General features: G+C 66.6%; 6 protein-coding genes and 3 pseudogenes. 6 read left to right on the top strand and 3 right to left on the bottom strand.

The genetic code is table 11. The features are described from left to right. Positions 1-186 precede the first annotated feature (186 nt). The 6 genes and pseudogenes from DI526_RS23400 to ggt form a co-directional block, all read left to right on the top strand. A pseudogene (locus DI526_RS23400) lies at positions 187-333 on the top strand (cadherin repeat domain-containing protein); the annotation flags it as partial. Positions 334-395: 62 nt separating this feature from the next. Beyond that, positions 396-1,115 (top strand): annotated as a pseudogene (locus DI526_RS11010) (MFS transporter); the annotation flags it as partial. A gap of 87 nt (positions 1,116-1,202) precedes the next feature. Next, the gene (locus tag DI526_RS11005; RefSeq protein ID WP_304277548.1) at positions 1,203-1,796 is read left to right on the top strand and encodes an RNA polymerase sigma factor; all 594 of its coding nucleotides are present in this window, start codon (positions 1,203-1,205) and stop codon (positions 1,794-1,796) included. Further along, positions 1,793-2,752 carry a FecR family protein gene (locus tag DI526_RS11000; protein ID WP_304277546.1) on the top strand — a complete coding sequence of 320 codons (960 nt, stop codon included), beginning with the start codon at positions 1,793-1,795 and terminating at the stop codon, positions 2,750-2,752. Before DI526_RS11005 ends, DI526_RS11000 begins: the two co-directional genes overlap by 4 nt. Before the next feature lie 125 nt (positions 2,753-2,877). Then, a complete protein-coding gene (locus DI526_RS10995; protein WP_304277544.1) occupies positions 2,878-6,159 on the top strand; it encodes a TonB-dependent receptor in 3,282 nt (1,093 codons plus the stop codon). Between the two features lie 75 nt (positions 6,160-6,234). Continuing rightward, positions 6,235-7,971, top strand: a complete 1,737-nt coding sequence (gene ggt, locus DI526_RS10990; protein WP_304277542.1) for a gamma-glutamyltransferase — start codon at positions 6,235-6,237, stop codon at positions 7,969-7,971. 358 nt (positions 7,972-8,329) lie between these two features. On the opposite strand, the gene DI526_RS10985 is transcribed toward ggt, so the two are convergent. From DI526_RS10985 to DI526_RS10975, 3 genes and pseudogenes are all read right to left on the bottom strand, one after another. Next, positions 8,330-8,497, bottom strand: a complete 168-nt coding sequence (locus DI526_RS10985) for a hypothetical protein (RefSeq protein ID WP_304277540.1) — start codon at positions 8,495-8,497, stop codon at positions 8,330-8,332. A gap of 993 nt (positions 8,498-9,490) precedes the next feature. Further along, positions 9,491-12,332: pseudogene (locus DI526_RS10980) on the bottom strand (M14 family metallopeptidase). Between the two features lie 157 nt (positions 12,333-12,489). Then, positions 12,490-15,339 carry a TonB-dependent receptor gene (locus tag DI526_RS10975; protein WP_304277538.1) on the bottom strand — a complete coding sequence of 950 codons (2,850 nt, stop codon included), beginning with the start codon at positions 15,337-15,339 and terminating at the stop codon, positions 12,490-12,492. Positions 15,340-15,690 lie beyond the last annotated feature (351 nt).

Raw genomic sequence — 15,690 nt, 5'->3', positions numbered from 1 at the left:
AATCGAGTCTTTCAAACCGAATATGAATATTGGACGCGTGAAAGCAAAAGACGCGGACAAGGACGAGAACGGACGAGTTTCCTACAAATTCAAAGATCAACAGCGGTAAGTTAACTTTGCTAACCTTCTAAAAAAACTACTCCTAACTCAAGCTTATCCAACTTTATCTAGTAACCGTTCTAATCCATTTATTTCAGACTCTTCAAAATCGACAAGTCAAGCGGTCTGATTACGGTGAACGGCGAATTCACAACCGAACACTTTGGGGAGCATCAATTTACTATAGTCGCTTCAGATCACGGAAACCCTCCGCTGGAAACGTCGACAAAGCTGGTGATCCGCATCGATGGTAGCTTCTACACTCAGACTCCGACCACAGCCTCAACTCCAAGTGGATCATCATCGTCGGCTGCGTTCTGGCGGCGGCGACCTACTTCCCGATCTTCAAGGCGATCACCACCTACGCCAACCCGGTTCTGGCGCACGCCGAGGCCTCGGCCCCGGTCGTGGTCAACGCCGATCCGGCCACCTGCGCCTTCCAGTTCGACCCGGTCGGCAAGGCCAAGTTCAACACGCCGTGCGACGTGGCCAAGGCCTATCTGGCCAAGGCCGGCGTCACCTACACCTCGCAGGCGGTCCCGGCCGGCGCGCCGACCACCGTCCAGGTCGGCGGCGTCAGCCTCGCGGGCTTCGACGCCAAGGGAGCGACCGGCAAGGCCTTCGCCGCCGCGCGCAAGGCCTGGGAGGCCGAACTCGCCGCCCAGCTGAAGGCGGCCGGCTATCCGGCCAAGGCCGATCCCAAGCTGGTCGACAAGCCCAAGGTCATCGGCCTGCTGGCGATCCTGGTGATCTACGTGACCATGGTCTACGGCCCGATCGCGGCCATGCTGGTCGAGCTGTTCCCGACGCGGATCCGCTACACGGCCATGTCGCTGCCCTATCACCTGGGCAATGGCTGGTTCGGCGGCTTCCTGCCGACCACGGCCTTCGCGATCGTGGCGGCGACGGGCGATATCTATTCGGGTCTATGGTACCCGGTGATCATCGCCACGGTGACCGCGGTTATCGGTGGCCTGTTCCTGAAGGATACGCGCCACAATCCGATCGAGGATTAGGCGCCGGGACAGGCGCAAACCGGCGACGGGGACGTCGCCGGTTGCCATTCCCGCCCCGATCGGCTTGCTTGCCAAGCGAGAGGGGCGTTGATGGCGCAAGACGACGAAGACAGGCGCGCCTGGTTTCGGCGGGAGATCCTGCCGCTGGAGCCGGACCTGCTGGCCTATGCGCGGCGGTTCTGCCGCGACGGGCAGGCCGATCCGGAGGACCTGGTCCACGAGACCTTCGCGCGGGCGATCGCCTGCAAGACCTGGCGCGAGATCAGCAATCCCGCCGCCTTCGCCACGCGGGTGCTACGCAACTGCGCGCTCGACGCCCTGCGCCGTCGCAAGGTGCTGACCATAACCGCCGTCGCCGATTTCGAGCGTATCGAGCTGATCGACGAGACGCCCAGCGCGCAATCCGTCATCGAATCACGCGACGAGCTGCGTGCGCTCGCCGAGGCGATCGCCGAACTTCCGACGCAATGCCGACGCGTCTTCACGTTGCGAAAAGTCTATAGCCTCTCGCCTGACGAGATAGCGGACCGGCTGGGCTTGTCCGTCTCTACTGTTGAGAAGCATTTGGTGAAGGGACTGCGCTACTGTTCCGAGAAGCTGGGACGGCGTAACCAACGTAAGAGCAGGGTCGACGAAGGGCGCTCATGGAGCGGGATACGGGATCACGACGCGAAGCGGTGAGGCAGGCGGCCGCCCTCTGGGTGGTCCGGCTTGACGACGCTTCGTGCTCTGAGGCCGACCGCGCGGCGTTCGAGGCCTGGCGTGGCGAGAGCTTCGAGCATGAGGCCGCCTACGAGCGCGAAGCGGCCGTCTGGGCGCGGCTGGACCGCGTTCGCGCCCTGCGGCCGGGACAGCAACGGCCGGACGCCGATCTCCTGGCGGCCGCGGAGCCGCGCCGGCCTCCCGCGACGCGTTCGCACTGGGCGCGCGGCCTGGCCGTCTCGGCGGCCATCGCGCTGATCGTGGCCGGCAGCGTCTCGTTCGGGACCTCGACCGCCTACGCCACGGCGATCGGTGAGCGCCGGGTCGTGGTGCTGGGCGACAACAGCCGGATCGAGCTGAACACCGACAGCAAGGTCGTCGTCCGCTTCAAGCGCGGCGTTCGCGAGGTGCGGCTGGTCAAGGGTGAAGCCCTGTTCCAGGCCGCGCCGGACGCGCGCCCGTTTCTGGTCAAGGCCGCCGACGCGGTCATCGCGGCCGACGGCGTTACCGAGGTGGCGGTGCGTCTGCGCTCGGACGGCGCGATCGTCACGGTCAAGAAGGGCGCCGTCGACGTCGATCCGGTCCGCGCCGACGCCAGGAAAGACCTTCGCCTGCCGGCGGGCGTGGCGGCGGTCTACGACTCGCATGGCGCCCGGTCGCGCGTGGTGTCCGAGGCCGAAATCGACCGAAGCCTGGCCTGGCGCCAGGGCGCCATCGCCCTGGACGGCCAGTCGCTGGAGCAGGCGGTGGCCGAGTTCAACCGCTACAACCACCAGCAGATCCGCATCGCCGACCCCTCGATCGCCGACCTGCGCCTGGCCGGCTATTTCCAGACGACCGAACCCACCGGCTTCGTCGTCGCGGTGACCAGCGCCTTCCCCGTGCGCGCTTCGGAAGGCACCGACGGGGCGATCCGCCTCTCCCGGCGCAGTTAGCCGCGCAAGGCGCGCCATGAAAAAAGTTCCGCTCGCGACTGGCGGAAACGGCCGCTTATAGCGTCGATGCAGGGAAGACGCTCTCCCGTCGGGGCTGGAGGTGTCGAGAGGGGTTTACAAAAACAATGTCTAACGACACGCGTCGCCGCGCGGTTCGCGGCTTCCTGATGGCGTCCGCCGCGGTCCTGGTACTGGCCGGTCCGGCCCTGGCCCAAGAGGCCCGCCACACCTTCAACATTCCGGCCGGCGACGCGGTGACGTCGCTGCAGGCCTTCGCCAAGCAGTCGGGCAAGCAGGTGCTGTTCCCGTTCGAGGCCGCCAAGGGCAAGATGACCCCGGCCGTCACGGGCGACATCGCCGACGGCGACGCCCTGGCCCGCCTGGCCAAGGCCGCGGGCCTGGTGGTCCAGTCCGACGACGGCAAGACCATCACCCTGCGCCAGGCCCCGGTCGAGGCCCGGGCGTCGTCGCTCCCCCAGTCCTCCGGCGCGGGGGCCGGCGCGTCGACTGACGAGGCCCAGACCGTCGAGGCCGTCGTGGTCGTCGGCTCGCAGATCGAGGGCGCCCGCAAGACCGAAGCCCTGCCGGTGACCGTGGTCGGCGAAAAGGAAATCATCGCCACCGGCGCGGTTTCGGGCGACGAGCTGTTCCGCTCGATCCCGCAGGCTGGCGACGTGCAGTTCCAGGAAGCCCGCACGACCGGCAACCTGAACGACGCGCGCGGCGACGTGGCCTCGCTGAACCTGCGGAACCTCGGCACCGGCAACACCCTGGCGCTGCTGAACGGCCGCCGCGCGGTGCTGGCCCCCGGCAGCCAGACCGAGAACCTGGTGCCCGTGCAGACGGTCAACACCAACTCGTTCCCGGTCGCGGGCGTCAAGCGGATCGAGGTGCTGCGCGACGGCGCCGCGGCCATCTACGGCGCCGACGCCGTGGCCGGCGTCGTCAACACCGTGCTCGACACCAAGTTCCGCGGCCTGAAGCTGGAGGCGCAGTACGGCGGCTCGGAAGGCACCAGCTACCAGGAAGGCTCGTTCAACGTGAAGGCCGGCACGCGGCTGGAGGACGGCACCCGCCTGACCTTCTTCGGCAACTACACCGCCCGCAGCCGCCTGATGGCCACCGAGCGCGACTACGCCGCCAGCGAGGATCACCGCGCCCAGGTCGCCAACACCCCGTGGGTGGACAACACCACCTTCGACAGCCGCTCGACCTCCAGCCCCTGGGGGTCGTTCACGGTGATCCCGTCGACCACGGCCGTGCGCCAGGGAACCGTCGCCCTGACCAGCTCGGGCGTCTTCCACGTCGAGCCGGTCAGCAACACCGCCGCCGGCTGCTCCAGCACCGTGCTGGCGGGCGGTCTCTGCCTGAAGTCCGGCACCATCACCGGGACCGCCGACCGCGTCCTGCGCTACGACGAAAACCCCGACCGCACCCTGAAGGGCGGGGTCGAGCGCACGAACCTGTTCTCGACCGTCGAGCATGATTTCGGCGAGGTCACCGGCTATGGCGAAGCGGGCTACTACCACGCGCTGTTCACCGGCAACCGCGAACAGTCCGCGCCGCTCAGCACCGCGCCGATCACCATCGCCGCCAACGCCTACTGGAACCCCTTCGGCCCGACGACCAGCCCGAACCGGCTGGCGGGCCTGACCGGCGTGCCGACCACCGGCCTGGCGATGAACATCACCACCTACCGCCCGGTGGACGCCGGCGGCCGCACCTACACCGTGACCGACGACAGCTATCGCCTGCTGGGCGGGCTGAAGGGCGCGTGGAACGGCTGGAAGTGGGATTCGGCGCTGCTGTATTCGAAGGCGCGCACCAAGGACATGACGCACAATGCGATCAGCAACACCCTGTTCCAGCAGGCGCTGAACCGCACGGACGCCACGGCCTACAACCCCTTCAACGGCGGCAATCTGGAAAACTACTCGCTGGGCGACACCACGCCCAACAGCCGCGACACGATCAATTCCTTCCTGATCAACGTCTACCGGATCAGCGAGACCTCGCTGGCCCTGGCCGACTTCAAGGTGTCGAAGAAGGACCTCTTCAGACTGCCCGGCGGCGACGTCGGCGTGGCCGCCGGCGTCGAGTGGCGCCGCGAGACCTATGACGACGACCGCGACGATCGCCTGGACGGCAAGATCAAGTACACCAACAGCGTCACCGGCGTGACCTACAACACCGACGTGCTGGGCGCGTCGGGCGCGCCGGACGTCCATGGCAAGCGCTCGGTGACCTCGGCCTTCTTCGAACTGGCCGTGCCGATCATCTCGCCCGAGATGAACATCCCGTTCGTCGAGGAAGTCAGCCTGCAGATCGCCGCCCGCGACGAGGAGTATTCCGACTTCGGCAATGTGCTGAAGCCCAAGGGCGCGATCTACTGGAAGGTGGGCTATGGCCTGGCGTTCCGCGGTTCGGTCTCGCAGAGCTTCCGCGCGCCGAACCTGCCGCAGTTCTACAGCGACGGCGCGACGGTCTCGAACACCCGCACCGACTGGGCCGCCTGCCGGATCAACACGCCGACCGTGACCACCTGCCCCAGCGGCAGCACGATCGAGGTGCGCAGCGGCAACAAGGACCTGAAACCGGAGGAGGCCGACAACGCCACCGTCGGCTTCGTCTACCAGCCGACCTTCATTCCGCGCGAACTCGGCAAGGTGACCCTGACCACCGACTTCTGGTCGATCCGCGAGAAGGGCGTGATCGGCATCCTGGGCGGCGGCAACCAGATCGCCTATGACTGGCTGCTGCGCCAGAGCGGCTCGTCCAACCCGAACGTCGTCCGCGACGCGCCGGTGGGCACGGCCACGGTCGGCAACATCGCCTACGTCTCCGACACCTATCAGAACCTGCAGCCGCGCGTCGTGCAGGGCGTCGATTTCAGCCTCGACTACGACCTGGACGACACGCCGTGGGGTGATTTCGGCCTGACGGTGAACGTCGCCAAGCTGCTGAAGTACGACCAGGCCGCCAGCCCGATCGAAGCCCTGCTGCAGCAGGCCGTCGCCGCCGGCAAGCTGCCCGGCGTGACGGTGGCCTCGGCCGGCGACCAGATCAAGAAGGACGGCTTCCCCGAGTTCCGCGGCTCGGCCAGCTTCAGCTGGCGCAAGGACGGCTGGGGCGCCGGCGCCTTCGTCAGCTATGTCGGCGAGGTGTTCGACACCGGCCCGGCCCAGGTCAACGGCCAGTACTTCCCGGTCAAGGACTGGACCACGGTAAGCCTCTACGGCCAGTACGCGTTCAAGCAGGGCCTGTTCGACGGCTCCACCGTTCGGGTCGGCGTGCGCAACGTCTTCGACAAGGACCCGCCGGTCGCCGCGGCCAACTTCGGCTACCTGGGCGCCCTGCACAACGCCACCGGCCGCTACTGGTACATGAACCTCTCCAAGCGGTTCTAACGCCAAGCCTATGATCTCCCCGGCGCGCGCCGGGGAGATCGGACGATCTCGCGCGTCGATCCCGGGAGGACCCTCGTGAAACCTTTGCGTCTGATCTCGGCGAGCCTGGCCGCCGCGGCCCTGGCCCTGTCGCCGATGGCCTCGGCGCCGGCCCTGGCCCAGAAGAAACAGCTTCTCGAATATCCCAGCATCCATTCGCCCGTCGTCGGCGAGAGGGGGATGGTGGTCAGCCAGAACGCCATCGCCGCCAAGGTGGGCGCCGACATCCTGCGCCAGGGCGGCAACGCCGTGGACGCGGCGGTGGCCACCGCCTTCGCCCTGGCCGTGACCCTGCCGCGCGCCGGCAATATCGGCGGCGACGGCTTCATGATGGTCCACCTGGCCAAGACCAATGAAACGGTCTTCATCGACTATCGCGGCGTCGCCCCCAAGGCCGCCAGGCTCGAGACCTTCGTCGACGCCGGCGGCAAGGAGATCGACGACGTCGCCTCGCGCGGCTACCGCGCCCCGACCGTGCCGGGCACGGTGGCGGGCCTCTTCCTGGCCCACCAGAAGTACGGCCGCCTGCCGTGGAAGACCCTGGTCGAGCCAGCCTATCGCCTGGCCGCCGACGGCGTCGTGCTCTCGCCCGACGAGGCCTTCGTCTTCAGCTGGGGCAAGCAGCGCCTGTCCGAGAGCGAGGCTGGCAAGCAGGCCTTCTACAAGCCCGGCGGCGCCCTCTACCGCGCGGGGGAGACCCTCAAGCAGCCGAACCTGGCCTGGTCCCTGCGCCAGATCGCCGACAAGGGCGCCGACGCCTTCTATCGCGGCGAGATCGCCCAGCGCTTCGCCGCCGACATGAAGGCTCATGGCGGGCTGATCACCGCCGAGGACCTGGCCTCCTACAAGGCCGTGATCCGCCAGCCTTTGACCGGGACCTATCGCGGCCTGACGGTGATGACCTCGCCGCCGGCCAGCGCGGGCGGGGCCACCCTGCTCGAGATGCTGAACATCCTGGAGACCTTCGACCTGAAGGCCTCGGGCCTGGGCTCGGCCAAGACCCTGCACCTGCAAGCCGAGGCCATGAAGATGGCCTATGCCGACCGCTCGCGCTATCTGGGCGACACCGACTTCGTGAAGGTCCCGCTAGGCGGCTTCGCCTCCAAGGCCTACGGCGCCGAGCGCGCCAAGCGGATCAACCCCGACAAGGCCACGCCCGCCAAGGAGCTCGGCGTCGGCGATCCCTGGGCGTTCGAGAGCCACAACACCACCCACTTCTCGGTCGCCGACGCCGAGGGCAACGCGGTGTCGAACACCTTCACCCTGGGCGCCGACTTCGGCTCGGGCGTGATGGTGGCGGGCGCGGGCTTCGTGCTGAACAACCAGATGAACAACTACGCCCACGAGGCGGCCTGGCGCGCCCAGAAGGCCGGCAAGCCGCTGCCGCCCAACGCCCTGGAGCCGGGCAAGCGGGTGCTGTCGACGATGATGCCGACCATGATCTTCAAGGACGGCAAGCCGTGGCTTATCACCGGCACGCCGGGCGGCAGCACGATCATCGACACGGTGCTGCAGGTCATCGTCAATATCGTCGACTTCAAGCTGAACGTCGCCGAGGCCACGCACCAGCCGCGCATTTTCCAGGACGCCAGCGACAACCTGCGCGTCGAGCCGAACTTCAACCCCGACACGGTGGCCCTGCTGAAGGCGATGGGCCACCCCATATCCTCGGACGAGACCATGGGCTCCGCCCAGTCGATCATGATCGACAACGGTCTCTATCTGGGCGGCGCGGATCCGCGTCGACCGGGGGCCGAGGCGGTCGCGCCCTAGGCGTACTTCCCACCTGCATCCTGGGACGCGATCACGGCGCCGGAGCTGCCCCTCCGGCGCCGATTTCTTTTCGGAATTGAGGCGGATCAAGGATGGTCGGGAAGGGCGGGCGCAGGGTGGCTTCAGGCTCTTCTGTTTGCGGTCCAGACGGAGGCCTACCGCCGCTCGACGTCATCGCCAGTCGACGTCGGCCGGCGGCGCTTCGGGGCCGTGCCCCCTACGGGCTCCGAAGCTAAATCGGCGCCGGAATCGCATCCGGCGCCGATCTTGTTTTGGGGGAGCGGCTTCGCGGCGTGGTGTTACGCGCGAGCGCCAAAAGCAGACATGCCGAAGGGCTGATCGGGGTGGAAATCCAACCTCAAGCCCTGCTCTGAGCGAGAGCAGCTTGCAGTTTCGCAATAAGGTCTTCCACCTCGCCTTCGCCAAGGTCGAGGGGGTCACCGTAAGACCCTACCGCAATAATTAAGATCGCCGAGCCATCGTAATGGACGTCCAGACGGTCGCTTTCGAACAACTTCTCGGCCAAGTGCTCCTCCGGCAGTGAAGGCGCACTTTAGAGGACGCTGTGAACTTCGAACATGGGTGGAAAGTGGTCCCCGACCGTGTAGCGTCCCGGCATGATGAGACTGGCCCTTTCGTTGAGCCTTTTGTTGTTCGGGGCTTCCCCCGCCATCGGAGCGGAGACGGAGTTACCTCCGTGCCATGCGGCGTTCGGCCGTCTCCTGTCGAACGAGGTTTTCGCTCGCTATCCCGCACCCGCTCCATCGCGCCCATCGAACCCAGTTTCCCCGAACGTTAGTAGGGGGACGGCCCACCTCTACCGCACGATCATTCGGGAAGGAGCGAAGCAGCCTCCAAACTTCGCCGGTCACTACGTTCTAATCCACATCGGATGCGGAGCCGCCACGGTGTGCCCCGCAATCCTGGACGTTAACAGCGGAGAGGTGTTCTTCCCGCCCCAGCTTAGAAATGCGAGCGCGCTAATCCTCGACGCCGGGAACGCCAACGTGGAGACGCTGAACTATCGGAAGGACAGTCGACTGCTAATCGTGTTCGGCACGCCCAACGAGGACGCGAGGAGGGCCGGCATGAGCTACTACCTGTGGCAGTCGGACAAACTCAGCCTCATCCGTTTCGTGCCGACAGCGAAAGTCTGCGGGACTCACTGACCCTAACGTCCGCTCAAGGTCGAAGAACGACCTAAGCCCCTCCCCCTTGATGGGGGAGGGTAGGGTGGGGGTGCTGCTGCCGTGGACGTGGGGCGCTGACCGACCTCAGCAATCACCCCCATCCCCGGCCCTTCCCCCATCAAGGGGGAAGGGAGGCGTTCGGCGAGGGCGACCAGGGTCCGTCCCGGCGTCCAAAGAACCCGACCTTCCCGGCGAATGCCGGGACCCAGATCGAGCCCACGGACGCTTGTCCCGATCGCGCCACGCGGTGTCGCGTCATCCCAAGACGCTCCGGATGAATCTGGGCCCCGGCATTCGCCGGGGAGGTCGGGGGGGGGATTGGACGCCTCCTACTTCCCGCTCACCGCGGGCCCATACAGAAGCCCATTGAACAGGAACTTGAAGGTTCCGTACGACTGCGCCCGCTGGGTGATCTCGGGGCCGAAGGCGAAGATCTTGCCCTTGCCCAGGTCGATGTCGAGCATCGCCGTCGAGCCCTTCAGCTTCTCCTGGCCGACGGCCCAGCCGCTGCGCAGGGGCTTGTCGCTGTCGAACCAGGCCACGCGCGAGACGCCCTTGACGTCGGGCTTCACCGTGAAGGCGGGGCTGCGGTCGAAGAAGACGTCCACCTCGCCGCCCGCGCCATAGGCCAGGGGCTGCTTGGGATCGACCTTGGCGCGCAGCACCGAGCCGGGGATGTAGAGTTCGCGGGTGGTGTAGGGCTTGGGCTGGCCGTTCTCGACCTTGACGGTGGCCAGCTCGACCGGCGCGCCCAGGGCCGTGGCCAGGCGGGTCGAGCCGCCGATCGCCACCACCGTGCCGCCGCCCTTCACGAAGTCGGCGACCTGGGAAAGCGTCTTGTCGTCGGTGAAGCGGCCCAGCCAGGCGCGATACTCGGCCGGGATGTCCTCGGGCTTGGGTTGGGCGCCGCCGCCCCGCGAGCGTCCGCCCTCGCCGGGCACGACGCCGTCCGGGAAGACCAGGACGTCGAAGTCCTTCTTGAGGTCGCCGGCGTCCAGGCGCTGGGGATAGACGACCTGGAACGGCGCCTCGAACTGCTCGAACATCCAGCGGTTCCAGCCGGACGGCATCGAGCCCCCATAGACGTCGACGAGACCGATGCGGATGGGCTTGAGGGCGATGGTCGCGCCCGACGGCTTGCCGCCGACGGCGTAGGCGTCGATCCCAAGGTCCTTGACGCCCTTGTCGATCACCGCCTTGGCGGCGGGCGAGGCGGAGACGAAGATCGCCCCGGGGCCGAAGGCGGTCTTGCCCGCCTTGGCGCCGTCCTTGAGCCAGTAGACCTTGGCGCCGGCCTTCAGCAGGCGGTTGGTCAGGGTGAAGCTGGCGTTGGTCTCGTGGCTGACCAGCCAGCCCGCGCCGCCAGAGCCCTTCACCGCGCCCGGCGCGACCTTGATCAGGTCGGGCACGCGCGAGGTCGGTGCGTCGAAGGCGTCGAGGATGCGGTCGAACTTGATCCCCATCTGGTAGGCCAGGGTGTAGCCGGTGACGTCGTAGGGCGCCTTGGGCGGACCGCCCGGATATTCCAGGTCGTGCGGGTGGTCCTGCGGCTCGAACATGTCGAGCACGTGCGGGCGATAGGCCTGGGCCGTGCGCACGACATAGGAGCCGGCCGGATAGGTCTTGCCCGCGATCGTGAAGGGCTTGTCGGCCTTGTCGACATCGACGCCGGTCTTGATCAGGGCGTTCAGGAAGGCCACGACCGTCGGCATGTCGGCCTGGTCGGCGGGGATCACATAGGCGCGCGGGTCACGCGCCTCCGGCGTTTGCAGCACGGCCTTGTAGAGGCTGGGGTCGATGGCCGCGCCGAACGGCCCGGGCTTGCCCTTGCCGGCGGCGGCCAGGGTCTCGACGCGGGTCGGGGTGATGGTCCAGCTATCGGTCGAGCCGCGCTTGATGCTGTTGTCGCCCATCTTCCAGATGTTGAAGAGCAGGCGCTCGCGGTTGCGGGCGGCGTAGTCGATGACCGCCAGGTTCATGGTCATCTGGTAGTCCAGCGAGTCCTGCAGGCGCCAGACGCGCGGGGCGATCGGCGCGGGCCGGTCGTTGCCGGGCAACTGCAGCTCTGGCACCAGGTTGACGGTCGTCGGGGTCGGGCCGCCGATGATCTCGGTCAAGAGGCCGATCGAATTGTGGAAGTAGGCGACCGACCGCTCCATGCCGTTGTGCCAGGTGGAGTAGGGAGCGGCGCTACGGGCGCCCGAGCCCGGCTTGTCCTCGGCCACCAGGCGGCTGTGCATGGCCATGCCGACTTCCTGCAGCTCGGTCATGACCAGCGGGTCGTAGTTGAAGTTGAACGGGTCGCGGAACGGCGGAACGAACACCACCATGCCGTTGGGGCCGGTCTGGTGCTGGTTGTAGACGATCTGCGGGTACCACTCGCGGAACAGCTGCTTGTTCACGTTGGTGGTCTCGGCCATGGCCGACATGAAGCTGTCGCGGTTGTTATCGTGGCCGACGTACTTCTGATAGAGGCGCGGCAGGGAGTTGAATTCGCGCTTCTTGGGATCGGCGTTGCGCATGTACCAGTCGCTGACCAGCTCCATGCCGTCCGGGTTGTCGTGGGCGAACAGGATCACGCAGTCGTCCAGCAGGCGCAGGGTCTCGGGATCCTTGGCCGTCAGCATCCGGTAGAGCACCTGGATCTGGCCCTGCGAGGTGATGGTCTCGGTGGCGTGCAGGCCCGCGTCGATCCAGACGATCGCCTTGCCCTCCGCGGCGAGCTTGGCGGCCTCTTCCCTGGAGACGCCCTCGGCCTTGGCCAGCTTGCGCGAGATTTCCTTCAGACGGTCCAGCTTGGCCAGGTTGGCGGGCGAGGAGACCACGGCCATCCACTGGGTGCGGCCTTCCTCGGTCTTGCCGATGTCGACCAGCTTCATGCGGTCGGACTGGCCGGCCAGGGTCTTCAGATAGGCCTCGTAGGCGGTGTAGTCGGCCAGGAAGTAGTCGCTGCCGATCGGCTGGGCGAAAGCCTTGTCGGGCGGGGTGATGTCCGCGGCGACCGCGCCGCCGCCATAAGCCATCTGGCCGAACGCCAGAACCACGCCGAGGGCCGCACCGGCCATCGCTCCGCCACGCGTCATCGCATCACCCCTAACCCGCGCGCTTCGCAGCGAGGCGCGCTCTCCCTTTGAAAGACGAAGCTGGATCGGATTTCCGCACCCGGAGCAACGCCTCGGCCAGCCCATTTTTTCATGGCAAGAAAAAGGGGCCGTCCTTTCGGACGACCCCTCCATCTCATCGGACCGTACTGCTGGTCCGTACGCGAGATAGCTGTTTCGCGTGGCGCGTGGTGGCCGCCGAAACCGGCGACCATCGGCCTCACGCCCTAGTACTTCACGCGCATGCCGACGCGGAAGTAACGGCCCACGATGCCCGACTGCGAGTAGGTCGGGTTCCAGTTCGTCGCGGCGTAGTTGGCCGGGTTGAACATCGGGCCGGTGTCGAACAGGTTCATCACGTCGGCATAGACCGTGGCCTTGTCGGTGACGTCGTAGGCGCCCGTCAGGTCGACGGTCGTGAACGACTTGATGCGGCAATTGAAGGCCGCGTCGCCGTACAGGCAGCCTTCCTGATAGCTGTCGTCACCTTGGCGCATGCCGCTGACATAGCTCATCACGCCCGTGACGCGGAGCGGGCCGCGCTCGAAGGTGTTGGTCCACTGCAGGCGGTTCTTCGGCGTACCGGCGCCCGACGACAGGGCGTAGGGGCCTTCGGTCCCGACGTAGTCGTAGGTCTCGCCGTCCTGGGTGTACTGGTAGTCGAAGATGGTCGTGGCCTCGACGTTGGTCGTCCACTTCACGTCGGCCGGCAGGAAGAACGAGGCCTGGACGTTCAGGTCCAGACCGCTGGTCATCAGCGAGTCGGCGTTGATGTACGGCGAGGCGATCGACAGCACGCGCGGCAGGGCCGTGGGGTGCTCGGGGTCCACCGCGTCCGGCGTCACGACGTAGCCGGCCGGGATGGCCTGGCCCGCGTAGTAGGCGGCCAGGGCCGTGCCCGCGCTGGCCTGGGCGATCACGTCGGTCTTCTTGATGTGATAGTAGTCCAGCGAGACGCTGAAGGTCCGGGTCGGGGCCCACACCGCGCCGAGGGTGTAGCTGGTCGACTTCTCCGGCTTCAGGTCCGGATTGGCCGTGGTGATCGCCGAGAGCGAGTAGGCCTTGGTGTACTCGTTGTTGCCGTGGGCCTCACGGAACGCGGCGTACTGGTCAGCCTTGAACGAGAAGTTCGTGAAGCCCTGGCTGGCCGAGTTGCCCGCTTCGGAGAAGCTCGGCGCCCGGAAGCCCTTGGAGATCGTGCCGCGCAGGGCCAGCGACTTGATGGGCGTGTACTTGACGCCGAGCTTCGGCGAGAAGTTGTCGCCGAAGTCGGAATAGTGGTCGTAGCGGCCCGACAGGTTCACTTCGACCTGGTTCAGCACCGGCAGACCCAGTTCGGCGAAGGCCGAGGCGACCGTGCGGTTGCCCTGGGTGCGGGCGTTGCCGAGGCCTTGGGCGTCGTTGACCGGGTTCAGGGCCGGGTCGTTGGTCGCCTCGTAGCGGAACTCGCCGCCGACGCCCAGCTGGGCGTCGCCGCCCGGCAGGCTGAACAGGCTGCGCGAGGCCTGGACGTTGATCGAGTCGAGGTCCGTGGTCGAGGTCTTGGCCAGGGTCGGCGACAGGGCGTTACGGACGGCCTGGCTGTTCTTCGACGGATCGACGAAGTTGTAGGCGCCCGTATTGATGTCGCTCATCAGCTGCTTGTAGCTGAGGAAGCCGGTCTGGGCGCTTTCCAGGGTGTCGTGGGCGATCACCAGGTTGGCCTGGTAGTTCCACTCGGCCGCCGAGCCCTTCACGCCGCCGACCATGCGGAACATGCGGTTGGTGTAGTTGGCCGTCGCGGGCAGGTCGCTGAAGCGGTACTTGATCAGGGCGTAGTCGCCGGTGGACGCGAACGGGTTGTTCGGGTTCAGGCGGCGGTCGGCGGCCGTGGCGCAGCTGACGCCCGACGAGCAGACATAAACCGGCAGCACCAGGTTCGACAGGTTGTTCGGCGTGCTGGACGAGATGCTGACCGGCGTGCCGTTCACCGAGGTCTTGCTCTGGATGAAGCTGCCCGAGAGATAGGCTTCCAGATTGTCGGTCGGCTTGAAGGTGAAGCGGCCGTAGGTCCCGATGCGCGACTGCTTGGGCTGGATGTCGGCGAGGTTGGCGATGTTCTGGGCGCAGTAGGTCCCCATCAACACGCCGTCTTCATCGTACTGGCTGGTGAGCGGCGCGTTGGCGGCGCAGGTGCGCAGGGGCTGCCAGACGTTGGACGGCGAGTCGATCGCCAGGCCCGAGGCCAGGTTGCCCGGCGTCGTCAGGGTGGCGCGCTTGACGTTGCCGTAGAAGGTGGAGCCGCCCGTCTGCGGGTTGTTGTTCTCGCCGCCGGGGATCGAGGACAGGTCGTTGGTGTTGAACGGGAAGCCGCGCTGGTCGCCGCGGATGCGCTTGTCCAGCTGGTACTCGACGTCGAAATAGACGTTGTACTTGTCGGTATCCAGGTCGCCGTGGCCGATGTCGGCGTTGAAGCGATACTGGTCGCCGCCGCCGTGCTGGCTCTTGCCGTACGAGGCGTCGGCGCTCATGCCCTGGTAGTTGGACTTCATGATGATGTTGACGACGCCGCCGATGGCGTCGGCGCCGTACAGCGACGAGGCGCCGTCCTTCAGGGTCTCGATGCGCTCGACCGCGTTGAACGGGATCGAGTTCAGGTCGACGAACGCCTTCTGGCCGTCGTCCGCCAGCGGGTAGTTGGCGTTCCGCAGGCCGTCGATCATCACCAGGGTCGAGTTCACCGACAGGCCGCGCAGCGACACGCCCGTCGAGCCGGCGGCGAAGCCGCTGCCGAAGGCGGCCGGGATCGAGCCGGAGTTGTCGGCCGACAGGCTGCGGATGGCGTCGGAGACGGTGGTGATGCCTTGGGCCTTGAGCTGCTCGCTCGTCTGGACCGTGACCGGCGAGGGCGTCGCCGTGTCCGACCGGCGCAGCAGCGAGCCGGTGATCACGACCGCGTCGATCTCGTTGTTCTGCTCGGCGGCCGGTTGGGCGGCCGGCGCGGCGGTCTGGGCGTTCGCGGCGAAGCCGGCCAGAGCCGTCACGCCCGCGATCATCGTCGTCGCCAGCAGGCGACCCCGGGTAATCTGATACTTCATCTTCGATCCTTTGGACCGCCCTCGCCGACGCGAACGCCGGCGTCCTCACGGTCCGATGCAAGACATTTCCCGTCGCGATCCGGCGGTTGCAGGCGGCTTAGGAGCGGTGCGGCGAAGTGGTCAATCGCGTGACGCGATTTGCATTATTATTGTCGTGAAACTGTATCTTTCTCGCCACTTACTTCAGCGATTGAGGTCTCATTGAGTTTTAATGGTTTCCGGGGTGAAACATTCTGGACAGAATTGGCCCAAATTTCGGATAACAACTCTACAATTGGCGTTCGGCGAACGGCGAGATACTTTCGAGACGCGTTGCATCGACTTTCAATAAGGCTTCTATACTGAAGTTGA

Origin of the sequence: Caulobacter segnis (assembly GCF_003243465.1) — a bacterium.
GTDB lineage: Bacteria > Pseudomonadota > Alphaproteobacteria > Caulobacterales > Caulobacteraceae > Caulobacter > Caulobacter segnis_A.
The sequence above is the reverse complement of the archived record's forward strand: the minus strand, read 5'-3'. Positions and strand labels throughout refer to the sequence as shown.